At 75.1% G+C, this 26346-nt stretch carries 14 protein-coding genes; 1 reads left to right on the top strand and 13 read right to left on the bottom strand.

Features of this window, described 5'->3' with window-relative positions:
- Positions 1 to 214 precede the first annotated feature (214 nt).
- From R4Z62_RS27365 to R4Z62_RS27305, 13 genes are all read right to left on the bottom strand, one after another.
- The gene (locus tag R4Z62_RS27365; RefSeq protein ID WP_491521179.1) at positions 215 to 2626 is read right to left on the bottom strand and encodes a hypothetical protein; all 2412 of its coding nucleotides are present in this window, start codon (positions 2624 to 2626) and stop codon (positions 215 to 217) included.
- On the bottom strand, positions 2623 to 4758 hold the full coding sequence (locus R4Z62_RS27360; protein ID WP_491521178.1) for a hypothetical protein: 2136 nt from the start codon (positions 4756 to 4758) through the stop codon (positions 2623 to 2625). The genes R4Z62_RS27365 and R4Z62_RS27360 overlap by 4 nt, the downstream gene beginning before the upstream one ends.
- A complete protein-coding gene (locus R4Z62_RS27355) occupies positions 4755 to 7517 on the bottom strand; it encodes a hypothetical protein (protein ID WP_491521177.1) in 2763 nt (920 codons plus the stop codon). The genes R4Z62_RS27360 and R4Z62_RS27355 overlap by 4 nt, the downstream gene beginning before the upstream one ends.
- Entirely contained in the window at positions 7514 to 11545 is a 4032-nt protein-coding gene (locus R4Z62_RS27350) for a tubulin-like doman-containing protein (protein ID WP_491521176.1), read from the bottom strand. The genes R4Z62_RS27355 and R4Z62_RS27350 overlap by 4 nt, the downstream gene beginning before the upstream one ends.
- Before the next feature lie 103 nt (positions 11546 to 11648).
- Positions 11649 to 13895: a choice-of-anchor X domain-containing protein gene (locus R4Z62_RS27345; RefSeq protein ID WP_491521175.1), complete on the bottom strand. Its 2247-nt coding sequence runs from the start codon at positions 13893 to 13895 to the stop codon at positions 11649 to 11651.
- A 105-nt stretch (positions 13896 to 14000) separates the two neighbouring features.
- Entirely contained in the window at positions 14001 to 14552 is a 552-nt protein-coding gene (locus R4Z62_RS27340) for a Pycsar system effector family protein (protein WP_355481138.1), read from the bottom strand.
- Positions 14549 to 15811, bottom strand: a complete 1263-nt coding sequence (locus R4Z62_RS27335; protein WP_491521174.1) for a hypothetical protein — start codon at positions 15809 to 15811, stop codon at positions 14549 to 14551. The genes R4Z62_RS27340 and R4Z62_RS27335 overlap by 4 nt, the downstream gene beginning before the upstream one ends.
- Positions 15804 to 18494: a hypothetical protein gene (locus tag R4Z62_RS27330; protein ID WP_491521173.1), complete on the bottom strand. Its 2691-nt coding sequence runs from the start codon at positions 18492 to 18494 to the stop codon at positions 15804 to 15806. Before R4Z62_RS27330 ends, R4Z62_RS27335 begins: the two co-directional genes overlap by 8 nt.
- A gap of 5 nt (positions 18495 to 18499) precedes the next feature.
- Positions 18500 to 19327, bottom strand: a complete 828-nt coding sequence (locus R4Z62_RS27325; RefSeq protein ID WP_491521172.1) for a nucleotidyl cyclase domain-containing protein — start codon at positions 19325 to 19327, stop codon at positions 18500 to 18502.
- A gap of 120 nt (positions 19328 to 19447) precedes the next feature.
- Positions 19448 to 20173, bottom strand: coding sequence for a Crp/Fnr family transcriptional regulator (locus R4Z62_RS27320; RefSeq protein ID WP_491521171.1), 726 nt, complete (start codon positions 20171 to 20173; stop codon positions 19448 to 19450).
- Positions 20174 to 20685: 512 nt separating this feature from the next.
- Complete coding sequence (locus R4Z62_RS27315; RefSeq protein WP_491521170.1) at positions 20686 to 21588, bottom strand: pyridoxamine 5'-phosphate oxidase family protein; 903 nt, start codon at positions 21586 to 21588, stop codon at positions 20686 to 20688.
- 76 nt (positions 21589 to 21664) lie between these two features.
- Positions 21665 to 23170: a cellulose binding domain-containing protein gene (locus tag R4Z62_RS27310; protein ID WP_491521169.1), complete on the bottom strand. Its 1506-nt coding sequence runs from the start codon at positions 23168 to 23170 to the stop codon at positions 21665 to 21667.
- Between the two features lie 290 nt (positions 23171 to 23460).
- A complete protein-coding gene (locus R4Z62_RS27305; RefSeq protein ID WP_491521168.1) occupies positions 23461 to 24822 on the bottom strand; it encodes a radical SAM protein in 1362 nt (453 codons plus the stop codon).
- Positions 24823 to 25007: 185 nt separating this feature from the next.
- Between R4Z62_RS27305 and R4Z62_RS27300 the strand changes: the two genes are divergently transcribed.
- Positions 25008 to 26252 carry an FAD-binding protein gene (locus R4Z62_RS27300; protein WP_491521167.1) on the top strand — a complete coding sequence of 415 codons (1245 nt, stop codon included), beginning with the start codon at positions 25008 to 25010 and terminating at the stop codon, positions 26250 to 26252.
- Positions 26253 to 26346 lie beyond the last annotated feature (94 nt).

Genomic DNA, 26346 nt, shown 5'->3' with positions numbered 1-26346 from the left:
TCGCGCAGATGCGCGCTGGGAGAAGAGGTCAGCCGGAGACCGCGGAGATGCAGTGGATGCTCTGGTGGTTGCGGGCAGCGCCCATCACGGAGACAGCCATGGGTCACACCTCCTGGTCGGATCCGGTCGACGGGGGCGGCGGCAGCCGATGGCCACCGCCCGTTGCGTCCCTCACCCTAGGGACTCGCTCCTCCCCCGCGCCACGGAATTTCCCTCAGCCGACAGCCAGCAGGATCACCAGCCCGATGAACGCCGCGAATGTGCCCGCGATGGCCCACAGCACCCAACTGGCCGGCCGCGACGGGGACGCCGCTCCTCCGACGCGCTCCTCCGGGTGCCCCGCTTCCGTACCGGCGGGACCGCCACGCTTGATCACGTCCTCCAGGACCTGCTGCCACAGGCCGGGCGGCAGGTCGGGCACCGGATGGCGCCCCGGCTTGAGGAACGCGCCCCTGAGCCAGTTGCCCGAGGCGCCCTCCCGGGCGTGGTCCATCTTGTGCAGCAGTTCCCGCAGATCCTGGAAGTAGCGCACGTCCCTGGCCCAGGGGGCGACGGCCCAGTGGAACACCTCCACCGCCCGCTCGGTCATCTCCACCAGGGAGATGTCGTCGGCCCCCGGGCCCCGCGGTCCGAAGTACAGGCCCTTGCGCAGCGCCTCCGCGCACAGTTCGTGGTGCATCTCCTCGCTGCGCTCGTTCCAGCGCTCGGGCTTGCCCAGCTCGGTCAGCAGCAGCCCCAGAGAACTCTGCGGAAGCTGCTCGGAGCGCAGTTCGGCCAGCAGGAACTCGTCGGGCTGCTCGCTCAGGGCAGACGCCAGGGTCCTGCGCCATTGACGGTCACCGGGCCGGCGGTCGCGCAGCGCCCGGCTGAGGTCGGACGCCCCTGCGGCGGCCGGGACGCCCGTTCCGCCCGGCGTCGGACCGTCCCCGGGCACGGGCGTCCGGGGGGCGGCGGATGCCGGTGCGGGGCCCGGAGGGTACGTCGGGTGGTACGGGGCCGGGGGGTGGACCTCAAGGTGTCCGGCCGCCGTCTGTCCGGGCGGACGGGTGGGGGGCGGGGGTGACGGGGGCGACGACGGTGGCGGCGGTGCGGATCCCGGGTGCCCGGCGGCCCCGGACCCGGCCGGTCCGGGCCCGGCTTGCCCCGGCAGCACCGCGGGCGCGCGCCCACCGACCCAGCCGGTGCGGTCGGGGCGGCCGGGGTGGCCGGGGTGGCCGGGGTGACCGGACGGGTCGAGGTGGTCCGGGCGCTCGGGGTGGTCGGGCCGGGGCCGGTCAGGGTGGTCGGGCCCGGCCGGCCGGCCGGACCGGTCGGCCGGGGCGGTCGGAGTGGCCGGGAGGACCGGGGCGGGCCGGTCGGCCTCGCCGACCGTGCCGTCCCGGGGATCCCGTTCAGTCCCGCCGGCCCAGACGCCCCTGTCACCCCTCCCGCCCCTCGCGCCCCTCGCGTCTCTGTCGTCCCCAGCGTCCCGGGCGTCCCGGGCGTTCCCTTCGGTCGGGGCGTCCCGTTCGCGTGGGTCGAGCCGTGCGGGAGTAACGGGCCGGTCGGAGCGCTCCGGGTGCTCCGGGCGCTCCGGGTGCTCTGGGTGCCTTGGGTGCTCTGGATGCTCCGGGCGCTCGAAGCCTTCGGGCCATTCGGCCCGGCGGGGCCGGTCGGTCTCCTCGGGGCGTTCGCCGCCGAGAAGGCTGGACCGGGTCGCGGGGCGGGGGGCCACGGGCCGGGAGTCCAGGATGTCCCGGAGGTGGGCTCTGCGAAGGGGCCAGTCCAGGGAGCGCCCGTCGGGGAGGTCGTCGACCAGGTGGGGGACGCCCGGGAGGCCGTCCGGGTGGTCGAGGAGGTACTTGACCAGTTGGGCGGCCTCGCGGCCGAAGTGGAGGTCCTCCGGCCTGCGGCCCATGACCCGGGCCAGCGGGCCCGAGCCGCCGGTGTCGGTTTCCCAGCGCGGTACGGCGGTCAGCCGCAGCGGGTGGGTGTCCGTGGTGTCGTACGTGGCGAACGTCCACTCGTGGCCGAGCCAGGAGCCGAAGAGCAGGAACAGGCCGAGGTAGACCAGCGGCACGGCGGCCCGGTCCGGCCAGGGGATGGGCGTGCGTTCCTCCAGGAGCAGCGAGACCCGCTGGGTGGGGTCGCGCAGCAGCTCCGCCGTGATCTGGGTGAGCGCGTGTCTGACCTCGGGCAGCCCGCCCAGCATGTCGGGCAGCCGGGCAATGGCCAGGTCGTTGAGCTCGGCGGCGTCGACCACCGACTTGTGTCCCGAGGCCCGCTCGGCCTGTTCCCGGGTGCTCCAGCCGCCGTGGGCGAGGCCCAGGCACTGGCGGGTCTTGAGGGTGCCGGGCGGACCGACCAGGACATGGCTGACCGTGCTGGGCCGGCCGCCCGGGTCGGTGGTGGGCCAGCGCTGGACGAGCATGACGTGCTCGTCGCTGGACACGGTGCGGACGACGCTCGGGCGGGCCGCCGCGCCGGACATCCACAGCAGCGGGCCCAGTTCACGGCCCAGCTCGGCGGCTCGCTCGGGCGTGCAGGAATGGGCGACGGCGTTCATGCCGGTGCCCTGGCGTCCGTGGTTGCCGTCCCAGCGGAAGACGACCTGGTGCACCGGGTCCCGGTCCTGGAAGTCGCTCACTGATCGTCCCCTCCGGCCGGTCCTCCGGCTCCCGCGGATCGTGCTCTTCGCCGCTGCCCGGGTACGGTCTCGAACCCGGGTGTCTCCCCCACCGCGAGCGCCTCCGCGCCCCCGGGCACCTCGATCAGCCCGTGCATCGCCAGCAGCGCCAGCAGCGGTTCCAGCACTCGCCGGGGCCCGGTGCCCGCCGGGTAGCGGCCGCGGTCCTCCTGGCCGCCGGTGGCGGAGGCGATGTGCAGGGTGCAGCGGCGCATCGTGTCGAAGGGCCGTAGCCACGCCTGGCCCGCGTACCGGCGCAGCAGGCTGTGCACGTCCCGGCTCTCCGCCCGCACCAGCGCGGGATCGAGAGCGGTGGCGGGCGGGCGGCTCAGCCAGCGGTCGACGGGCGGCTGGAACCGCAGCAGGTCGGCCTTGCCGAGCACCATGGCGGCCGGGACGTCGAGGTACGGGCCGTTCTTCGGCAGCCGGTCCAGGACGGTCCCGAAGGCGAGGTCGCCGTCGCGGTTCACCTCCACCCCCCAGCGCTGCCTGGCGTGGTCCAGCGTGGGCAGCGGCAGCGCCAGCGCCGGGTCCACGACGAAGACCAGGGCGTCGACGCCGAGCAGGAACCGCAGGGCCGAGTCGGTCCGCACCAGGTCCTCGCCGCCGAGGTCGAAGAAGGCGACGGGACGCACCTGGCCGCGGGCGTCGGTGATCAGCAGGGACTCCACGAAGCGGGCGAAGTCGTCCAGGCCGAGGGCTGCGGTGTGGTCCAGCACATTGCCGTTGCGCAGCGGCTGCACGCGTTCGCGGACGAAGCGGGCGTGCTGTTCCGGGTTGACCGACTGCCAGGTCAGGCCGAACGGCTCCAGGCCGCCGTCGGTGATCGCGGCGATCATCTGGGTGAGCAGATGGCTCTTGCCGGTCGAGGACTGCCCGACCATCGCGACGGTCAGCGGCCGGCCGTTCATCAGGTACGGGACGGGGATGACGTGTTCGGGGAAGTCCGGGTCGGCCGTGCACTTCTGGACCGCGCCGCGCATGACGTCGTCGCGGACGACCGGGTTGGTGATGCCGGAGACGTCCAGCGGCTTGCGGTACTGCATCTTGTTGTCGGCCACGAACAGTTTGCTCAGGTCGAGCTGGATGGTCTGGAGGCAGTAGGGGCACAGGACTTCGCCGGTGCCGTGCCCGGCGTCCGGGCCGCTCTCCTCGCCGGGGCGGGCGAGCGGGACCTGCCGCTTGAGGCGCAGCGCCTCCTCGAACGCCTCCCGGTGCGGGCGCGTCTCGTCGGCGGGCACGAGGAGCCGGAGGCGCTCGACCTCTCCCGGCCGCAGCACGTCGAGCACCTGGGCGGGTGTGGGCCGACCGCCCGCGCGCGGGGCGAAGGCGGCGCGGAACGTCCGGTCGAGCACCCGGTGTTCGCCGAGGTCGGCGGGCGGCCCCTCGGCCGGTCCGTCCCGTCCGGTCACCAGCCGGTAGAGCAGCTGTGCCGCGCTCCACACCGCGTCCCGCGAGTCCACGGTGCCCTCGCCGAGGCGCTGTTCGGGCGAGGCGTACGGTGCCGCGCCCCACGGGGCCCGCTGCCGTCCCGCCCGTTCGACCGCGTCCAGGCCCCAGAGCTGGAGTTCGCGGCTGTTCCACAGGACCGTCTCCGGAGAGATCCCCCGCGGCACCAGGCCCTGCCCGTCCAGCAGGACCAGGGCCCGCATCAGGGCCCTGGTGAAGTCCTGCTGTTCGCTCGCGGGGATCACCTGGGTCAGCGCCACGCGTTTCCCGCGCGGCGGGGCGTACAGCAGGAAGGGCTCCGCCGTGTCCAGTTCGTACCCGACGACCTGCGGGAACAGCGATTCGCAGCCGGTGCCGGCGAACGCGCGGTGCAGGTGCAGCGCGGTGCCGGTCTCGTTCTCCAGCAGGGTGCGGGTGGCCGGGTCGGCGGCGCCGGGGACGGCCAGGCGCACCTGGACGCACCGCTCCGCCTTGTCGTCCAGGATGCAGTTGCGGATCAGCGGGGGCTCCAGCCGGTCCCGGCGGGCCTCGGGGCCGAAGCGGGCGGGAGCGCTGCGGCGCCGGCCCTCGGGGGTGGTGAACGCGAGCTTCACGGGCGGCGGACCGCCCTGTCCCGGTCCGGTGGGATGTGTGGTGCTCGTCACCGGCGGCCCTCTCCTTCGTACCCGTGCCCGTCGGTGCCGTACTCGCCGGTCCCGTACTCGCCGGTGCCGTACTGGCCGCCGTCGTGCTCGTACGACGGCCCCGCCTCATATGACGGCCCCGCCTCGTACGTCGGCCCTGTCTCGTACGTCGGCCGTGTCCCGTACGGTTCGGGCGTGCCGTGCTGGGGGCGGACGCTGTCCACCACCTCCGGCCGCAGCGGGGTCAGCCGGACCAGGCCGGCGTACCGTCCCGACGACGTCCACAGCACGTCCGCGGGCTGGCCGGAGCCGTCCGCCTCCCAGGCCCGCTCGATCTCGGCGCGCACCGCCCGCGGCGCGAACCTGATCCACACCCCCGCCCCCGGGTTCCGGTCGAGCAGGGCGCCCTGCTCGGGCGAGGAGAGCTGGACCACGGCCTGCCGGTCCGCCTCCGCGCCGACCAGCCGCGCGGGCCGGTACGGGTCGGTGCCGAGCAGCCCGGCCGAACCGGGGCGGACCCGGCGCGGCGCGGCGAACGGTGGCGCGGCCAGGACGCCGTTGCGGCTGAGGTGGTGCCGGGCCGCGGACAGCAGCAGCCGGACGCGTTCCTCGGTGCGGCCGACGGCGGAGGTGCCGCCCTGGTCGTGCGTGACCGAGCCCCAGTAGGGGGCCAGCGCCTCAAGGGCCGCGTCCGTCAGGTCCCCGGCCAGGGTGGTGACCAGGTCCGGGCCGCCCTCGCCGTTCTCCCGGTCCAGCCAGCGCGGCGCCGATTCCGTGTCCTGCGGGGCTCTCGTCTCCCCGGCCCGGCCGCCCGCCGGGCCCGCGCCCCATGAGCCGTCCGCCGCCGGTTCCCCCCCGGGGTCGTCGAAGGGGTCGCTCCCGGCGGCGTACATGCGCGTCCAGTCGGCTTCCTCGTCGTCGTACCCGCCGGTGTCCTTCAGCGTGGAGGGCTCGTCGATCCAGCCGCCCTCGGCGTCCACGTCGCCGGTGACGTGCGGGGCGCCGCCGTCCGGGGCGCGCCGCTCGTCGGGCCGTGCCACGGCCTCGGTCTCGGCGGCGGCGGCCGTCGCCCGCAGCACCCCGGCCACGGACCGGGCCGCGTCCGCGCAGTACAGGCGCTCCTCGACGGCCCAGTGCTCATGGACCGCCTCCGCGAGCAGCGCGTCGAGGCTGTCCAGGGAGCGCCGCAGTACGGCGGTCACCCGGCCGGGGCCCCAGGCGTCGGCCGCCGTCCGCCAGAGCCTGCGCGCCGTCTCCGCCGAGAGGGCGAGCCCCAGCAGCAGCCCGATGGTGCCCAGCCACACCGGCGGCTCGGTCGCGTACGCCGCGCCCGCGGCGGCCACCGCGCCGCCCAGCGCCGCGACCCGGGGCGCCACGGCCCAGCGGCCGCGCCGGCCCGAGCCCCGCAGCCGGGACGCGCCGAGCGCCGCCACGGCGGCGAACAGCGCCGGAACGGCCAGCGCCAGCGGGAGGAACGGCCAGCACCACAGGGCGCCGAGCACTCCGGCCCCGGCGGCGGCGAGGCCGGCCAGGGGCGGTCCGGGGACCGCAGCGGCGGCCCCGGACAGGTCGCCGGGGGGCCGGCCCGGCGGCTGCGGGAGGGCGGCGAGCTTCGGCAGCAGCGCCGAACCCGGCAGCGGCTCCACGCGTCCGGCGAGGCCGGTGAAGCGCTGCGCCACCGCGCGCAGGGAGAAGCCCTGCTCCAGCAGTCTGACCGCGAAGTCCTTCAGGCCCGCGCCGATGGCCAGGCGCGCCTGGTGGGCCGGCTCGGCGGCGCCCCGCGCGGCCGGCACCCCCAGGCCGAGGGCGGCGAAGCGGGCGGTGGAGTCGGCGGTGGACCGCGCCGACCCGCCGCCGCTGCGCAGGGCCGTGTCCACCAGCTCGCGGTACTCGCCGAGGGCCTGGCGCGCCTGTTCGACGTCCGTCTCGAAGGAGGCGCGGCGCGCGGGCCGCAGCAGCCCGGGGACGCTCCCCAGCCCGGCCAGGGCCTCCTCGGCGTGGTCGAGGGCGTCCGCGCAGGCGCGGTACGCCTCGTCCGCGACCCCGCCGCGGATCCGGTGCGGCTGGTCCCGGCCGCCCCGGGCCGTGACCAGGTCACGCAGCGCCACGGGCAGGTCCACGCCGGAGGAGGCGGTCGCCATGACGTCGGTGGGCAGTTCGGTGTCCTCGCCCGCGAACCGGGTGAGCGCGGCGCGCCAGGCCCGGTCGCGCACCTCCGGCGGCAGGTCCTGCTCCAGCAGCCGTACGCCGGGCGCCGCGGCGGCCTCGGGCAGCGAGCAGGTCTTCTCCAGCACCTCGTCGTACAGGCTCCGCACCGACAGCACGTCCACCAGGACCGCCAGGGCCTCCGGGTCGTCCGGCGCGGGGTGTTCCAGCGCGGTGCGGGCCGAGCGCAGGTCACCGGCCCAGAGCAGGCCGGTGTTCGAGGAGCGCAGCGCGGCCGGCCGGCGCAGCCGCCTGTCGGGCTGGAACGCCTCGTCGTCACGGGCGTACGAGCCCGGGGCGCTGCCCACCAGCAGCACCAGCAGGCTGACCGAGCCCACGGCCGGGTAGCCGACGAGCAGTTTGTACTGCTTCTGGTGGTCGGTGAGTCCGGCCGGGGTGTCGATCACCAGGAACCTGGGGCTGTCGGGTTCCGGCAGCCCGGCGCGGCCCAGCTGCCGGGCGACCCGGGCCCGCAGCGCCGCCGCGTTGTCCAGTTCGGCGGCCCCGGCGCGCAGGTCCAGGTGGATGATCTCGCACGGGTCCTCGGGGACGCCTGAGCTGTCGGGAGTGCTCACTGGGCGTCACCGTCCCAGGGGTTGGGCCGGTCGCGGTCGCGGGACCGGTCGTCGTCGGCGGCGTCGGCGTAGGACGCCCGCGGGTCGGCGGGTTCGTCCCACGGCGCCCGGCGGAGACGGACGTCCTCGTCACCGGGCTCGTCGCGGTCCCCCGCGTCCCGGTCCCGGCGGCGGTCGTCCGTACGGTGCTCGTCCGCCCGGTAATCGTCCGCTCGGTACCCGTCCGTGCGGTACTCGTCCGTACGGCGGTCGTCGGCGCGAGGGGCGTCCTCGGCGGGGCGGCGGGTGCTGCCGGTCCCGGGCTTGTCGAAGTCGAAGGAGGGGCGGTCGCCGCTCCGGCCGCGGTCGCCGCTCTCGGGCGGTTCGTACTCGTTGCGCCGCGGTTCGTACGCGCCGGGCGTGCCGTACGCGCCGCGGGCGCGGTCGCGGTCGGCCCGCCGCCCCTCACCCCGTTCGCCGCGTCCGGCCCGCTCCTCGCGCTCGGCCCGCTCGTCGCGGTAGCGGTCCGCGTGTCCGTCGCCGTACCGCTCCTCCTCGTCCCGGTCCGTGCCGGGACGGGCCCCGCGGCGCCGGTCGGAGCCGGAGCGGTCACCCTCGTACCGGTCGCTCTCGTACCGGTCGCCCTCGTAACGGTCCTCACGGACCGGCGCCGGGTCGCGGTGTGCGGCGCGGGGGCCGACACCGTCGCGGGCCGCTGTGCCGTAGTCGTCGGCCGGTTCGGCCCACACGTCCCGGGTGTCCCGGGCTTCCCGGGTGTCCCGGACGGCTTTCTCACGCTCGGCGCGCCGGGTGACGGGTGCCGTGCCGAAGTCGTCGTCCTCGGGCACCGCGCGGCGCGGCGCGGGGAGGGCGTCCCGGTCCTGGCGGGGCCGGGCGGGCAGCCCGCCGCGTACGTGCTCCAGAAGGGTGCGCAGGGTCGGCTGGACGGCGCGCTGGTCGCCGAACTCCTTGTCCAGGGCGGCCGGGAGGGTCTCCGCCCAGAACTCCCAGAGCGGCCGCACCCAGCCCTCGACGCGTTCGCCGCCGCGCTCACGGCGGTCCGCCAGCAGCTCCAGCTGGCGCGGGGCGATCTTCTCGACCAGTTCGACGAAGAGAGGGTGGGGTTCGCTGCCCGTGCGGGCCAGGCCGAGCGGCTGGGCACCCATCAGCTCGCGGCAGTAGTCCTCCACGGTCGACTCGTCGTCGAGGACGGTCCAGCGCTCGTAGGAGCGCAGCAGTTCCGCCCAGCTCGACACGCCGCCGGGGAAGTCGCCGAGGCGCAGCCGGACGCCGGGCACGTCCGGGGCCTTCTCGGGGAACAGGCGCAGCCTGACCCGCTGCGGCGAGGCCGGTTCCCCGTCCAGCACGTCGACCTGGCCGTTCCACAGGCAGCACAGCAACCGGTGCAGGATGGTGCGCCGGTCCTCCTCGGCGCTGACCATCCAGGTGTCGCGGAAGCCGAGCCGCTGGCGCCACCGCAGGACGTCCTGTGCCTGCTCGTTCTCCTTGGCGCGGGCCCACTGGCGCAGCACCTTGCGGGCCTCGGGCACCTGGGTGAGGCTCATCTCGCTGCGGAAGAGGACGACGGTGACGGAGTCGCTCTCCACGCCCCGGTACTCCACGGAGTTCTTGGCGTCCGAGGGCAGCCGCAGCGTCTTGCCGAGGAACTCCTGCACCTCGTCCACGGCCGTCACCCGGGGGTGGGTGACCAGGACCCGCAGCGGTCCGGTGCCCTCCGGGGCGAAGCCCACCGGCAGCAGCCCGGCCAGCTTGCGGCCGAACATGTCGAGCGCGTCCTTGCTGACCTGGTCGCGGGCGTCGGTGTCGCCCGCCGCCGCGGCCAGCAGGGTGCCCATGGCCGGGAGCAGCGGACGCTCCTCCAGATGGGTGCCGCTCTCGGCGAACAGCCGGGTGACGCGGCCCTCCAGCTGGCTCTTGATCCGGGCGACGGCGCCCTCCGGGTCGCGGCGGCTGACGGTGTGCACCTGGCGCCAGGTGTCGCCGTCGATCAGTTTGAGCAGCAGTGTGGAGACGTGGTCCTGATCGCGCAGTCCCTCGCGGCGCAGCAGCCGGTCGACCACGTCGTCGTAGAAGTGGTTGAGGTTGCGCTGCGGCGGCAGCAGGTAGGAGATGCCGGTGCGGTCGTCGTAGAGTTCGCGGGCCTTCTGCTGGGCCGCCTTGGGCTCCTGGTCGCTGTGGCGGCGGAAGGCCCGGACGAGGCGGTCGAGGTCGACGCCCGCCACGTCGGCCTGGGGCTGCCAGTGCTGCTGCTGGTCGCGCCAGGCCTCGTGCCAGATCGAGCGGCAGCGCCACTGGTACCAGGTGTTCTGCTCCTGGAGGGCGGCCTGTACGTCGTCGTCGCCCCAGCGCGCGGGCGCGAGTCCGCCCAACTGGCCCTTGATGCGCGGGATCTTGGGCGGCTGCTCGGTGACGCCCGGCGGGCGCTGCGGGGCGCGGGCGCGGTTGTCCAGCATGCCGAGGAAGCCGAGCCGGGTGATCTGCTCGTCGCTGTCCGGCACGCCCCGCACGACGCGTTCGACGAGGAACGGGTCGGCGCTCTGGAGGAGCTTGTCGATGGCGGGGCGCGGGGAGAAGCGGTCGGCCATCACGGCTGCCTGCCGGCCGGCCTCGGCGCGCAGGTCGGACAGCAGGGCCTGCATGTCGGCGACGCGCTGGCCGAGGGCCTGTTCTATGTTCCGGCCGCCGCGGGGCAGCGGTTCGGGTTCGGGCACGGGCAACTGCCGCCGTTCCCACAGCTCTTCGAGGTGGGAGTCCGCGAAGAGCCGGCGGATCATCGGGGCGGCGCCCTCGCGCAGTTCGACGCGCGGCCGTTCCACCAGGTTCGTGACGGCCTCGCGCAGCATGCGTCCGGCCACGAGGTCGGCGAGCTGGTCCATGGGGGCGGTCATGGCGGCGACCAGGCTGGTGGAGACGCCCCGCCTGCCGATGCCGGTGGGTGAGACGGAACTGCGGGCCACGCCGCGGTTGATGAAGCTGGCGGCGAAGGTCTGGTAGTCGTCGTCGGTGGCCATCTTGCGGCCCTGGGTGCTGCGGCCGTCGCCCAGTTCGGTGCCGATCAGCGACATCACCAGGGAGACGATGGAGCGGCGCAGGTCGTCGGCGCGGATCCCGGCGGTGGGGCTGAAGAGGAACGCGGTGGGCAGGATGCCGGTGCGCAGCCGGATCGGTGTGGTGCCCGGGTAGCGGATGCCGAACTTGGCCTCGTGGTCGAGGTCGCCGATCTCGGCGCGTTCGCTCGGCGCGTTCTGCTGGTCCACCAGGCGGAACAGGTCGACCAGGGCACGGGCGGCGTTGAGTTCGGCCTCGCGCCCGCCGCCGGTGGCGGCGGAGAACGAGGACGGCATCACCACGAGCGGGTAGATCTTCACACCGTCGAAGCGGCGTAGCTGGAAGGCGTAGTTGATGAGGTGGAGGTAGTCGAGGAAGATCCCGGCGCCGGTGCCGCCGGCCACCGAGAAGGCGACGAAGACATCGCAGCCGTTGACCTTGCCGCCGCCCAGTTCGCTGAGGTCGCCCGCCGCCTTGGCCATGGCGTCGATCGCCTGGAGCAGCGGTTCGAGGACCGGGGCGAGGCTGTGGCGCAGGGTCGCGAAGAGGGCGGCGCGGCCCACGGTGGGCAGTTGGCCGGCGCCGTTGTGCAGCGGGGTGACCTCGGGTTCGCCGATGATCGGCGGGAGCCAGCCGGCCACCTCCTCGCGCAGGCTAGCCCGGAGCATCTTGGTCACCTCGGGCGAACTGTCGAAGTTGGGCAGCAGGTTGTGGGTGGCCCGTGAGGTGCGGGAGTAGGCGGCGCGCAGCGACGGGTCGACATTGAACTGGGGCAGCCGCTGGAGGTCCGACTCGCTGTAGTCGGCGTACACGAACTGGAGGCAGTCGGGCAGTTGGAAGGGGGCGTGGCCGCTGAGCCGGCTGAGCGCCATGCCGTCGGGGCCGCACAGTTCGACGCGGAGCCGGCGTTCCAGTTCGGCGCCGACCAGTCCGCCGGTGCCGCCCAGGCCGACGAAGAGCATCGGCTGGAAGATCTTCATGGTTTCCTCCCCGCTCGCGGCCGGGCCGGCCGCGGTTCGTGCTCGGTGCGTTCGTGGATGGCGTGCGGCGCGGCGGCCGCGATGTCCGCCGCGCGCGGGCCGGTCACAGGTAGTCCTCGTAGGCGCCGCCGCCGCTGCCGCCGTCGGGGGCGGGGACGGTGGCGGACCGGGACGCTCTGCCGCCCGAGGGGGTGTCCTCGGCCAGTTCCAGGTGGAGCAGGTCGGTGAGCGCGACACGGCCGCCGACCCGCAGCGGGGTCCGGCCGCCCTGGGTGCGCAGGACCGCTCCGCCCTCGGGGTTGCGCCGGACGGCGTACGGGCCGTGGGCGCGCTTCTCCAGGCGGGGGCTGCGGTGCGCCTCGGCGACGGCGAACTCGTACCACTGCTTCTTGTTGCCGTGTCCGGCCTTGTGCTCGCTCAGCACGTCGCCGTCCTCGGAGACCAGGCGCAGCCTGAGGCCGTACGGGTCGCGGCGACGGCGGCGCAGCCCGATCCAGGCGGCGACGAGGGCGGCGGCGACCACGAGGGCGACGGCCGCGCCGACGAACGCCCACCAGAACCGGTCCCAGATGCCGGGCTCGGGGGTCACCCGCAGGGACAGCGGGGACGCCACGAGGGCGCGGTCGCCGTCGGTGGTGTCGGTGACCCGGACGGTGGCGGCGAGGCTCAGTCCGTCGCCGAGGCGGTTGCCGAAGACGCTCGCCGGGGCCACCTCGACGCTGACCTCGCGGGTGCCGGACTCGCCGGGCTTGAGGATGAGCTGCGCGGGGCTGAGGGTGAGCAGCCCGGTGCGGACGTCGGCGGTGGTCAGGCGCAGGGTGTGCGCGGTGGAGGTGGTGTTGTGGACGGCGAGGGTGCCGGTGACGGTGGCGCCGGGGTGGGTGTCGGCGGCGGGCAGGTCGAGCGCGGCGGTGACGGGCGGTGTGCCGGGCGCCACGTCGACGCCCAGGTCGCGGGTGTCGGCCTTGAGCCCGGAGGCGGTGAGGGTGGCGCTCACCTTCAGGGTCCCGCGGGCGGCGGCGGGTATCCGCACGGTGCCGGTGAAGTCGCCGTCGCCCGCGGTGCGGTCGGGCGCGGTGCCGTCGTCGGCCAGGCGCAGCGGCAGCGCGGTGATCCCGGTCCCGGTCAGTTCACCGGCCACGCGCAGGCCGGCGTAGTCGCGCGGGTCCTTGATCTCGTAGCCCTCGCGGGTCTGGAGGCGCATGGTGACGGTGACCTTGTCGCCGGTCTGCGGCGAGGGCGGGTCGGCGGTCAGGGCACCGCGCAGTTCGCCCTGCCACAGCACGCTGACGGCGACGGGCAGGGAGCGGTGCCCCTCGGGTGCCTCGGCCTTGACCTTCCAGGTGCCGGGCAGCGGGTCGACGACCTTGAGGGCCTCCACCGGGCCCGAGCCGCCGGCGAGTTCGAAGGCGGAGTTCTCGTAGGTGCCGTGGGTGGGCACCTTGTGGCCCCGCGGGTCGAAGTAGGTGATCTCGACGGCGGGGTCGCCCTTGTCGACGACGATGCTGCCCACGGTCGCCAGCGGGGAGATGCCGATCTCCAGGGTGGCGGGCGGGCGTTTGCTGGGGCCCTGTTCGTGGCGCAGGCAGTGGGCGGCGGCGAAGATCTCCTCCAGGGTGGCGCCGATGTCCTTGGCGCCGGACACCTTGTGCGCCTTGGGCGCGGCGGAGGGCAGGGCGACGCAGCCCTTCTGGTAGCCGCCGGCGGCCATCCGGTCGAGCTGCTGCTTGTCCGGGTCGGGGCCGAAGCCGAGCGGCCAGACCTGCACGCCGTGGGCTGCGGCGTTCGCCAGTTCCTGCTTGAGCTGGCGTTCGCCCTCGGCGGTGCGGTGGGCGGGGTCGCCGTAGGCGGGGCTGCCGGTGACGTCCAGTTTCCCGTCGGTGAGCAGGAACAGCACGCGGGGCTGGGCCGGGTCGGTGCCGTCGGTGAGGTCGTGCACGCCCTGGCGTATCGCGCTCGGGAAGTCGGTGCCGGTGCCCTCGTCCTTCTTGCGGGCGCGCAGCTTGCCCACACAGGCGTCGATACTCTCGCGGCCCGCCGCGTCCAGGCCGGTGCGCGGGCAGACCGGGTCCACGGCGCGCTGGTCGGCGGACTCGGCGGCGGCGAACCCGTAGACCGTGACGTGCGAGTCGGAGGAGACGTCGCCGAGCGCGATGCGCGCGGCGGCGGCCTTCTCGGCCTTCAGGTCGGCGGCGGCGAGGCTGGCCGACTCGTCCACGGCCACGGCGTAGTTGACGGCCGGGAACGCCGGGACGGCGTCCGCCGCCGGCACCGGGTCCCGGCCGGCAGGTGCCAGCAGCGACATGAGCACCGCGGTGCCGCCCAGCACCGAGACCGCGGCGCGGCGCACCCGGCTCCTGCCTGTCTGCCGTCTTCCCGTGACTCTTCCCACGGCGTCCCCTGTTTCGTCGTTCGTGTCTGTCTTCGGTGCGGGGTGCGGGCCCCGCCGCGCGCGTCAGCGCGAGGCGAGGCCCCAGACCAGTGCCAGTGCCGAGGAGGGGGCGAGCGAGCCCACTCCCCAGCGGATGGCCCGGTACTTGGCGGACAGGATCGAGCTGACGTCCACCGCCTGGACGAGCAGCCACCGGGTGGGGTCGCGGCCGGCCTCGGCGACCCGGGCGGACAGTCCCGCGAGGTCGCGGGGCGCCACCAGGTCGCCGAAGTACGTCACCCCGTCCCCGCCGCGTACGGTGCCGGTGCGCGGCAGCAGCGCGCCGACCAGCGCGCCGACCGCGACGGCCCAGAACACCCCGGCGAGCACCAGCCACACGTCCGCGGGGCCGTGCCAGCCGGGTGTGCCGTGCCAGCCGACCAGGAACGCGGGCAGGGCCAGCGTCCCGGACAGCAGGACGGCGGCTTTCGAGTCGGCGCGTCCGAGGTCCTCGCGGACCGTGCCGAGCAGCCGCTCGGCGATGCGCTCCTCCGCCCGGTCGTGGCTGTGCCGACCCCCGTTCGGCACGGGCACGACCGGGTCGGAGGAGGTTCGGGGGCCCCCGTCGGCGGTCACCGGTCCTCGTCCGCCCAGGACCAGCCGTCGTCCCGGGAGCGGCGGGGTGCGCGGTCCGGGTCGTCCTCGTACGGGTCGTACGGCTCGGGCCGGTGGACCCGCGGGGGCGGATCCTCGTCGTAGCCGTCGGCCGGGCGGCGGTCCGTACGGTCGGGCCGGTCGCCTCCGCGGCCGGATCCGCGGTCCGACCCGCGGCCGGATCCGTGGTCCGATCCGCGGCCGGGTCCGCGGTCGGGTCCGCGGTCGGGTCCGCGGTCGGGTCCGCGGTCGGGTCCGGGCTCGTCCCACGGCGACCGGTCGCGCGGCGGCCTGCGCCGGGGCGGGTCGTCCGAGGCCCAGTCCGGGGTGAACGGCCGCTCGCCGCCCGGCTCCAGCGAGCGCGGCTGCCGGCGGGCGGGCACCGCGCCGATGGGGCCCTGGAGGGGACGTCCGCGGCCCTGGTTGAGCAGGTTGAGGACCTGGGTCTCCACGTCGGCGGCGTGCAGTTCGCCCGCCATGGCCATGGAGTACAGCCGGTCCAGGCGGTCCTTCTCGTCCTGCCTGCCCTCCTGGCGGATCTTCTCCAGGAAGTCCTTGGCCCCGTCCGGGTCGGCGGCCAGCATGTAGGTGAGCTGCTCCATGTCGCCGCCGCGCAGCATCCGCCGGAACTCCTCCTGGCGCACCCGGGTCACCTCGGCGTCGGCGTACACCTCGCGCTTCTTCTGCGCGTACGTGATGGCCTCGTCGTCCACCCCGAGCCGGACGTAGAGCCGTACCCGCAGCCCGAGTTCGGAGCCCAGGTCGCTCCACCGGCCGCCGACGCACTCCTGGGTCACGACCCGGTTGGCCTGGTCGGCCTCGGTGACCTGGTAGCCGAGGGTGACCTCGCGCAGCCGTTCCAGCACCGGCGCGGTGAGCCGTTTGGCGACATCGGTCACCACGTTCACGGCGACCAGGTGGGGGTCGGTGGCCTCCCACTCGATGTCCACCTCGGCCTTGAAGAAGCTGGTCCCGCCGGCCGCCGGCAGTTCCAGGCCGAGGGTGCTCACGAACGTGCCCTGGGCGATCTCGCACACCGTGTACGGCCGGGCCAGGGCGCGCTTGCCGACGTGCTGGATCCCGGCGACGGTGATCACGCTGTAGCCGCCGTTGCGGTAGAAGACCACGGAGGCCCGCTGCGCGCTGACCGGCGGATACCCGCCCGTCGGCGCGTACTCCCGCAGGAACGGCCCCGCGGGCGGGCCCTCGTTCCCGGCGGCCCGCTTCTCGTCGTCAGCCATGCCTCTCCTCCTCGCGCGTCCTCTCCCGGCGGGTCCGCTCCGGGCGGGTCCCTTCCTCGCTCCGCGCCGAGGGGCGCGGGCGCGGGGGCGGGGTCACGGCGAGCCACCACAGGTCGCGCGCGCGTGCGTCGGGGAGCGGCTTCTCCGGGTCGTTCATCATGCGGCGCAGCAGCCAGTCGAGACGGCGCCGGTCGTACTCGTCGGCGGCCAGCGCGGGCAGCAGCGCCGCCAGCCCCGGCCGGGTCCACTCGGTGCCGTCCTTGCGCACCGCCGACCGCAGCAGGGACTCCAGCGCGTCCGTCGCCACCTCCTGGGAGCGCGCGGTGTTCTGCGCCGTCCACATCAGGTCGGCCATGGGCTCGACGAGTTCGGGGCGGTCGGCGGCGAGGGCGAGCGGCAGCGGCCAGTCGCCGCGGCCGGCGGGCCGCGCGTCGGGGGCGTCCGTCAGCATCTCGTCGACCGTGGTCAGGGCGAGCCGGACGGTGGTGACGAGGCCGAGGTCCTGGTACGGCTCGCGCTTGTGGTGGGTCCACTCGGCCATGCGGGCGAGCACCTGGGCCGCGTCCGGCAGCGTCAGCAGCCGGACGACGTTGAAGCTCGCGACCGCGAGCTGGTCGCCGTCGCCGTGGATGCCGATGCGGGCCAGGGCGTCCAGGGTCTCGTCGGTGCTCTCGGCGGCGTTGCCGTAGCCGAGGGCCATCGCGGCACTCCAGCGCAGCGACTTGGTGCCGTGCCTGCTCCAGTCGCCGACGATCCGGTGCACGGCCTTGCGGTGCGAGTCGTGCCGGGCGGCCTGGTCGAGCGTGGTGGCCGCGAAGATCCGGCGCAGCGGGGTGGGTGCCTCGGCGAGCGGGCGCACCAGTTCGGTGTAGCCGTGGTCGAAGTCCCGTACGCACAGCTCGCCGGCGGCGACGGCGGCGCGCATCCACACCTGGGGGCGCGGGTCGTCGGCGAGCTGGCGCAGCCAGCGCACCACCGGGCCGCGGGCCGGGAAGTGCCGGTCCCACAGTTCGGTGAGGACCGCCGCGGGCAGCGCGGAGCCCCGGTACCAGATCAGCCGGGCGGGTACGTCGACTCCGGCGACCTCGACCCGGCCGTCGCGCACCTCGGCCCGGGACAGCGCGACGTCGGCGTCCGGGTCGTCGCAGAACAGCGGGCGGGCCGGGGTGTTGTCCGGGTCGCACTGCACGGACAGTTCCCAGGTCAGCAGGTGGGCGGCGGCGGCCACGGCGCTGTGCGGGGCGCCGCCGAGGACGGCGAGGGCGATCCGGAAGGCCACCGGGTGGAACAGCTCGGCGGTGCCCGGCCGTCCCGGTTTCCCGTCCGTCCCCACCGCCGGTGCGGGCGCGGTGAGCGCGCGGTCCACCCCGGCGAACCACTCCTGGGCCTGGGCGGCGGCCAGGCTGCGGCAGCCGGACAGCAGGTCCTCGCGGGTGACGTCGCCGAGCACGTGCCCGGCCAGCAGCGAGGCGAGCAGTTCGGCCTCGGCGGGGCGCAGGTCGTCCAGGCCGAGGGCGTCCTTGACGTCGGCGCGGGCGTACAACTCCTCGCTCCGGGCGAGCAGTTCGGCGGGTTCCGGGCCGTCGGCGCCCGGCGCGGCGGCATGGTGCTCCAGCCGTTCGCGCAGCCGGGTGCGCAGGAGTTCCGCGGTGGGCGCGGGCGGGCAGAGCATGCCGTACCGGCCGGCGAGCAGCGGGCCCGCGGCCGAGCCGAGGGTGACCACGACCACCGCGAAGGCTTCCCGGCGGGCCAGCGCGGCGGCCAGCTGATCGAGGTCCATCTCGGCCGGGAGCGGGCCCCCGGGCCGGTCCAGGGGCACCTCCAGCAGATAGCCGCGGCTCTCGGTGTGCTGGTCGGCGCTCGGCTCGCCCAGGGAGTCGGCCAGTTTGCGCAGCCCGTCGTCGTCCGGGTCGACGCGGCGCACCCGGTGGCCGTTCCCGGTCTCCGGCCCGGTGGTGCCGGGCCCGCTGATGGTGACCTCGTCGAGCAGGGAGAGCGCGGTGCTGGTGCGGCCGGTGCCGGGGGCCGCGCCGAGCACCAGCAGGCGGCGGGCCCGCAGCGCGGTGCGCAACTGGACGTAGCCGGCGGGTTCCACATGGACGAGACGCAGCCGGTGCAGCTCCTCGTCGGGTACGGGACCGCTGCGCATGCCCGCGCCGACGCGGCGGCTGTCCAGCATCAGGTTGACGTCGCCGATGAGGGCGCTGTGGAAGTAGGAGCGGTCGAAACTGGTGAAGTCGCGTCCTACGTCGAACAGTTGCTGGATCGCGCGGCGGGCGCGGGCGGCGGCGGCGAGGTCGGTGGGGCCGTCCTCGCTCTCCTCCTCGGCGAGCGGATCGCGGGTGAGCTCCCTGAACCGCCCCGCGGCGCGCTCGCGTTCGCGCTCGCGCTCGCGCTCCTCCCGCTCCTCCTGTTCCTTGTCCTTGCTCCTTTCGTCCTTGCTCCTTTCGTCCTTGCTCTTGTCCTTGTCGCCGTCCCCGTGCTCGGCGGCGTCCTTGCCGGGGGCGTCCCGCTTGCCCGCCGGGCGCCTGCCCGCGCCGGACCCGCCGTCGTCGCGGGACCGTTCGCGCCTGCCGTGCCGCTCGTCGCCCTTCGGGGAGCGGCCCTCGTCCGGCCTCTCCCGGCGTGCGGGGCGCTCCGGCGCGTCCTGGGCCGGGCCGTCCGCCTGCGGTTCGTCGCTCACTCGGCTCAGCCCCTCCCCCGGTCGGCGTCGCGGTCGGTGACCCGGCCGATGTGCACGCGGTCGTGGTAGACGTTGCCGCTGTGCTCGGACATGTCGCCCTGCACGGTGTACTGCGTCCGGGGCGCCTCGGAGGGTGATGCCTCCGACGGGACGTCATCAACCTTCTGTACGGCATCCGTTCGCTCGTTCCCGGGCGTCGGAGCCTCGGCGGGCGGATCGGCGGGCGGGTCGGCGGGGAGCTGCGGGGCGGGTCTGCCGGGCAGGTGGAACCAGGCGGTGACCTCGCCCTCCTTGAGGCCGAGCCGGGCGGCGGTGTGGCGCTCGGGCTCGATGAACTTGCCGCCGCTGCTGACCACGTCCTCGTACAGGGACGAGGAGGTCACCAGGACCAGGTCGGCGCCCTCGGCGTCCAGCAGCCGCCGGGCGGGCGCGGAGTCGGCGAGCCGGCAGGCGAGGTCGACCGCGCGTCCGCTGATGCCCCGCCCGTCGTGGCGGACCGGGCCGACGTGCATGCCGATCCGCAGCCCCAGCGGGACGCGCAGACCGCGGTTCTCGTCCCGCAGCTTCTCGTGCACCTCGACGAGCCACAGGCCGAGCATGCGGCTGGCCGCGATCCGGCCCTGCACCGCCACCAGGACACCGTCACCGCGGTCCTCCAGGTGCAGGGCGTCCCGGGCGACCGCGGCGTGGGCGAACGCCGTCTCCAGCACCCGGTAGATGCGGGCGCGCATCCGCTGCTTGTCGACGTCGTCGTACTGACCGGATCGTCTGGCGTCGACACTGATCACCAACTCGTAGTGTTCCTCGGTGAGTCCGGTGGCGTCGTGGTTCACCCGTGTCCCCCTGCGGTGTTCTGTGCGCTTGCCGAAGAAGAGGTGGCGGTCCTCCCGTCCCTCCGGAGCCTCCTCCTGGGGGCGGGGGGACGTCTGTAGCCGTTTACACACGGCGGGGATCTACTCCTGGTGGCCGTCCGCGAGGAGCGCGAGCAGCCCGGGGTCGAGGATCTCCACCATCCGGTTGCCGGTGCGCACGACGTTCTGGGTGCGCAGCAGGCGCAGGGCCTTGGCGACGGCCTCGCGGGTGGCGCCGACCGTGGCGGCCAGTTCGTCCTGGGCGAGGTGGACGACGGGCCCGGCCGGGCGGATGCCGCTCGCGGGGCCCGCCCGGGAGGAGGGGGCATAGGGGCCCGAGGGCGCGGCCGAGGAGAGTTCGGTGAGCCGGCTGGCGAGGCGTTGCAGCACGGTGAGGGAGGCGAGCGCGGACCGTTCCTGGTCGGCGCTGCGGAGCCGGAAGGCGAGCTGGCGTATGACCAGACCGCTGACGCGGGGCTGGAGGGCGAGGAAGCGGCGGAAGGCGTCCCCGGGTATGACCTGGGCCTCGGCCGGTCCGAGCGCGCGTACGGTGGCGCTGCGCGGATGCGGGTCCAGGGCGGCCATCTCGCCGAGGAGTTCGCCGGGGCCGCGCAGTCCGAGGATGAGCCGGGTGGCGCCGCGGTCGGTGGAGACGGAGACGGTCACCCAGCCGGATATCATGATCATCACATGGGTGGACCGGTCGCCCTCGGTCAGGAGATGGCCGTCGGCCGGGTAGCTCCGGCGGCTGCCGAGCGCCATCACACTCTCGCGTTCCGGGGGCGTCAGGGCGTGCGCGAATGCCAGCTCATCGCCGAGCAGCCCCATGCCACGCCCCCCGCCGCAGTCCGGATGCCTGTGCCTCGTTGGCGATGATGGTGACAGAGAGTCGATTCAGGACGAGTGAATTACGCCACATTGGCATACCGGCCGGTAACAGCGGACTCGGCAGGTAGATCGCTTCCAGGGCCCCGCTTCCCCCGTCGCCCCGGCTCTCCTCTCCCGCTCCCTGCCCGCGGCGCGGCCCGTCCGCACGCGGACGACGGTGAGGTCAGCACCGGCGCGACGGCTCTCCGCGGCGCGGTCGTCGTGAATCGGCCGATGAGCCGCCTTTGGCGAAAACTCAGGTTTTCCCGTCGCGGAAGCGGTGACGACGCCGTGTCGAGCACGTGAGAGTACGGTGACGCACCGGCCACCGGACGCGTTCCGCTTGCCGTGCCGGTGCGCGGACCCGCCCCGCCGCTCGGTCCTGTCGGCGGGGCGATCCGGCGGCCACTCCATCCTGCCGGGGGTGATCCGGCGGCCGGTCAGTCCTGCCGAGGGGGCGATCCGGCGACCGCTCAGTCCTGCCGAGGGGTGATCCGGCGGCCGGTCAGCCGCTCCGGGCGGATCCTGATCCACAGGTCGCGGGGGCCGCCCGCCCAGGGCGTGGAGCGGGCCCGCTCCTCCAGGCGGCGCACCGCGTCCGGATCGGTGACGGCCTCGCCGCGGCCGACGGCGAGCACGCTCCACCCCCGGCTCATCGCGTCGTCGATGTGGTCGACCTCGAAGGCCGCCTCGGCGCCCGCCGCCTCGGCGGGGGCGGAGCCGGGGGCGGTGCGGAAGACCAGGTCGCCGTCCACCACGTCGTAGTTGACCGGGAAGACGGCCGGGCCCCGGGACGTGGACAGCGCGAGCCGGCCCACACCGTGCGTGGACAGCAGCTCACGGCACTCCTCGGGACCGAGGTCGCGCAGCTCTGGCCGCGGCAGGGCGTATCCCTGGCCGGGCGGGAGGTCCTGGCCGCCGCCGCGCAGCGCGTCGAGCGTGGTGCCCAGCACATCGGCCAGGCGCAGCAGCGTCGCCGGGTTGGGGTCGGAGGGGTACTCCTCCAGATACGCGAGGTACTGCGGGGACATCCGCGCGCGGTCGGCCGTCTCCTCGACGCTGAGCCCGCACCGCTCCCGGGCGGCCGTCAGCCGGCGCCCGATGTCCCCGGGGCGCCCCGGACGCGCCTCGGCAGGCGGCGCCCCGGAGGAGCCGTGCGCGGAGGGAGGCGCCGGGGCGTCGTCCGGTCCGGACAGGTGGTCGATGTGCGCGTCGGGGCCGGGGAACACCAGCGTCACCTCACCCGTGTCGGACCAGCGCACGTCGTAGGGCGGCGTGCCGTCCTCGTGGTGCAGGGCGACGATCTCGCCGTCGCGCCGGGTGGCACCGGTGGCCGGGCTCTCCACGACGAGCCGGTCGCCTGGCTGAGCGTGCATGGCCGCGCCCTCCCTCGTCAGGGGTCGGTCCGCTCTCCAGGATCGCCCGCGCTCCCCTCCGGCGCCAACGGACCGCTCAGCCCGTCGCGCAGTCCTGGCCGTCGAGCGTGAAGTCGTACGGCGCGGAGTTGCCGCCGTGCCGGGAGCCGACGAAGCCGAAGGTGACGGTGGAGCCCGCGGCGACGGAGGCGTTGTACCGCGCGGCGGTGGCGGTGACACGGGAGCCGCTCTGGGCGGCCGTGGCGTCCCACATGCGGGTGACGCGCTGGCCGTCGCCGAAGGTCCAGGCGAGCCGCCAGGTGTCCAGCGGGCGGCCGGTGGTGACGGTGACGGTGGCCTCGAAACCGTCGGTCCACTGGTCGACGACGTGGTAGCCGACCCGGCAGGCCGCCGGGTCGGGCCCGGTCGGTCCGGGCGTGCCGGCGACGGCCGAGGGGGTGCCCTGGGGCTCGGGGTCGGGGTCGTCCCCCGAGGGCACGGGCGCCTCGGTGCCGGTGAGGGACCCGCCGGGACCGGAGGCGGACGCCGAGGAGGCCGGGGCCGGGCCGTCGCCGGGGGCCTGGTCCGCCTTGTGGTCGGCGGGCGGCGGGGTGACGGCGGCGGCCGTCCGGCGGTCCGTGGCGCCGTGCGCCGCGTCGTCGGCCGCGCCGTCGAACGGCATCAGCGACACCGTCAGGGCCACCGCCGACAGCACCACGGCGGCGGCCAGCAGCCCGCCGCGCACCAGGCGCGCCCGCACCGCCCCCGGCTGCCCCGGGCCCCCGTCCGCCGCGCCGGGCGCGGGCCGGCGCGCGCCGAGGCGTACGTCGGCGGCCCGGCGGCGCCGCTCCAGATAGGCGAGGCCGCCCCAGCCGATCACGCCCTGGGCGAGGGCGACGGGCAGGGCGCCCGCGCGCGGCTGGAGGCAGGCGGCGGCCTCCGCGCAGCGGGCGCAGGTGGCGAGGTGGCGGGAGAGGTCCTCGGGGACCCTCAGGGGCGCGGCGGAGCGGGTGACCGCGTCCAGCAGCCGGGCGTAGCCGCGGCACTCGCTGTCCAGCGGCGAGTCGAGGTGGGCGCGGCGGCAGCGGTCCCGGAACAGGGCGCGCACCTGCTCCAGTCCCTCCGACACCCCGGCCGGGTCGAGGCCGAGCCGCCGGGCCACCACGACCAGGGGCAGCGCCTCCACCTCGGCCAGCCACAGCAGCGCCGCGTCCGCCTCCTGGAGGTCGCGCAGCCCGCGCAGCGCCAGCGGACGGTGCCGGGGCGGGCCCGGATAGCGGGCGGCCTGCGGGGAGTTGAGCCACAGCCGCAGGTCGTTGTCGAGCCGGTCGCCGAGCCCGGCACGCTCCCAGGCGGCCGCGGTGGTGCGCACCGCGGTCAGCATCAGCGGTACGGCGGGCAGCCGGGGCGTACGGCGGCCGCGTAACGCCCCGGCGTCGGCGGCGCGCACCTCGCGCAGGCCGAGCGCGAAGGACTCGGTGGCCAGTTCCCCGGCCGCCGCGGAACCGGAGGCGCACAGGCCGGCGTAGGAGAGCACCGCGTCCCAGCACTCGGCCGGCAGCGCGGCCTCGGCGGCGTCCTGGGGGCTCGGCTGGTCGGGCATGGGGCTCCTGCGTCCACGGGCGGGAATCGACCGGCCCCGGTCCTGGGCCCTGACGGCGGGCGGTTCGCGGGGATGCGCGAGCTTTTCACGTCCGCGGCACGGCTGACAAGGCGCGTGTCCGCCCGCCGTGGCGCACGGATGCCCGTGCGGGCGCCCGCCCGCACGTCAGCCGCTCCGTGCCCGCCTTCCGCGGCGCCCGCCGCGCGTCACCCTCCTGTGTGTCTCCCGTACACGGTCCTGGGTCGCGCCGCGCTCCGGTACGTACGCCGCGCGGGCTTCGGACGCGCCGTTCAGGCCCCGGCCCCGCTGGGCTCGGCCGCGTCCTGCCCGGTGCTCTCCCGCTCGTCGTCCCGCGCGGGCAGGCTGTCCATGAAGGAGCTGACGGAGAAGACCGCCCGGCCGGGTCCGGGCGGGCCGTAGCCGGGGGGCGAGGAGAGGCCGAAGTCGTCCATGGTGGCGCGGTAGGCCTCCAGCAGACGGATGTGGTACTCCAGCGGCGCGCCCTGCGGGTTGGCCTTGCCGAGCGGGGTGGTGGGCTCGGGGCACCAGGTGGTGAAGCGGGGCGTGATGCCGTGGGACATGAAGAAGCGCAGGCCCTCGGTGGTGGACGCGATGGCCTCGTCGACGGTGGTGAATCCGAAGGGCTCCGCCATCTCCACGCCCGCCACGAAGTTGGGGATGACGTTGCGGGCGCCGAAGATGTCGGCGGAGTCGAGGATCCGCTTGTGCCACTCGTCGCGGCCGACGTAGCGCTCCTTGCCGGGGCAGTACATCTTGAACAGATACTCGTCCCACACCTCGAAGTTGGGGTGGTAGATCTGCACGCCGTAGTCCTTGAACCGCTGCACGTCGTCCCGGGGCAGCGCCTGGGCGACGACCTTGCCGATCCAGCGGCCGGGGAAGCGCTCCTCGATGGCCTTGGCGTAGTGGCCGTAGAAGTCGGCCTCGTCGCGCCCTGCGACGGTCTTGGTGATGGCGCCGCCGGTGAGGGTGTAGGCGGTGGACGCCTTCTGGGTGTCGTACCGGTCGATGATCTCCAGCGCCTCCAGGACCTCCTCCACGTCCTTGACGCCGGTGTAGGGCCGACCGGCCGCCTTGTGCTGGCGCCAGTTGTGGTTGATGTCGCAGTACTGGCACTCCTCCTTGGCGCCGAAGTACTGGCAGACCCGGAAGACGGTGAGGTAGATCAGGTAGCCCCACTGGATGGTGGGCGCCACCTCCATCACGGACTTCCCGTTGGAGAGGGTGTGCCGGTAGTACTCCGGCATGGGCGGCACACCGACGTCGGCGATCCGCTTCCCGTCGAGGTAGAGCCCGAGCAGGCCCTCCTCGTCGGCGGCCACCCGGTAGGGCGAGGCGGGATTCACCCGTACGGAGACGACGGTGCGCCGCAGGCCGTACGGACCGCCGGTGAGGATGATCTCCTCGGGCGGGCGGCGCAGCGCGGCCTCGCCCAGCTCGGGCAGGGTGCTGTGGTCGAAGGAGAAGATGAAGTACGACTTCGGTTTCACCTCCCCGCTCTCGTTGTCGCTGAGCGCGGAGGGGTCGAAGGCCACACCGCCTCGCAGCAGGTCCTCCTTGAAGACCGCTTCGCGCGGCACGTGCGGGAAGCGCTCCATCAGATCCTCGACCAGCGCGGTACGGCTGCCCATCCCGTCTCTCCTCCCAGCTCCGACGTACGACTCCTCACGGTATGCCCCCGCGTGCGGGCGGGCGGTGCCGGGTCCCCCGCCGGCGCACGGCGCGCTCCGTCCGGCACCTCGCCGGGCAGCTCGCCCGGTACCCCGCCCACCAATTAGTATGCTCGGTTGACAAATATGGCGGGAGGGGCGGGACGATGGCCGGGGCCGTGACCAACTGGGCGGGCAACATCACCTACAGCACCGGGCGGGTGCACCGGCCCGGGTCGGCCGACGCCCTGCGGGCGCTGGTCGCCGGGAGCACGAAGGTGCGCGCCCTGGGCAGCGGGCACTCCTTCAACACGATCGCCGACCCGGGCGCCGACGGCGTGCTCCTCTCGCTCGCGGCGCTGCCGCCCGAGGTGGAGGTGGACACCGCGGCCCGCACGGTCCGGGTCGGCGGCGGGGTGCGGTACGCGCAGCTGGCCCGCCGGGTCCACGGGCACGGCCTCGCGCTGGCCAACATGGCCTCGCTGCCGCACATCTCCGTGGCCGGGTCGGTGGCGACCGGCACGCACGGCTCCGGCGTGGCCAACGGACCGCTGGCCGCCGCCGTCCGCGAGGTGGAACTCGTCACGGCGGACGGCTCCACGGTACGGATCGGGCGGGGCGACGCCCGGTTCGGCGGGGCCGTCACCTCCCTCGGGGCGCTCGGCGTCGTCACCGCGCTGGTCCTCGACCTGGAGCCGGCCTACGCCGTGGAGCAGCACGTGTTCACCGAACTCCCCCTGGAGGGGCTGGACTTCGAGGCGGTGGCCGGTGCCGCGTACAGCGTCAGCCTGTTCACCGACTGGCGGGACGCGGGGTTCCGGCAGGTGTGGCTCAAGCGGCGCACCGACCAGCCCCTCGCGGACTTCCCGTGGGCGGTGCCCGCGAAGGCCGCGCTGCACCCGGTGCCCGGGATGCCGGCGGACAACTGCACCGCGCAGCACGGCGTGCCGGGCCCCTGGCACGAGCGGCTGCCGCACTTCCGGGCGGAGTTCACCCCGAGCAGCGGCGCCGAACTCCAGTCGGAGTACCTGCTGCCGCGCGGCGACGCCCTGGCGGCCCTGCGCGCCGTCGAGGCGGTCCGGGACGCGGTGGCGCCGGTGCTCCAAACCTGCGAGGTGCGCACCGTCGCCGCCGACGGGCAGTGGCTGAGCCCGAGCCACGGACGGGACTCGGTGGCGCTGCACTTCACCTGGGTCGAGGACACCGCGGCGGTGCTCCCGGCCGTACGGCGCCTGGAGGCGGCGCTGGAGCCGTTCGGCCCGCGTCCGCACTGGGGCAAGGTGTTCACCCTGCCGGCCGCCGCGCTGCGCGAGCGCTGTCCGCGGCTGGCGGACTTCCGGGCGCTGGCCCGCGAACTGGATCCCGCCGGGAAGTTCACCAACGCCTTCGTCCGCGATCTGCTCAACGGCTGAGACGCGCGGCCGTCCCTTGATTCCTGGCGGTCCAAGGCTGCACCCTAGAGACTCTAGGCAACAGGTGTCGCTGGGACAGCCCGAGGGGACGGAA

It is taken from the genome of Streptomyces sp. PL-25, assembly GCF_058344915.1.
This window is presented reverse-complemented; position numbering and strand designations above follow the sequence as displayed.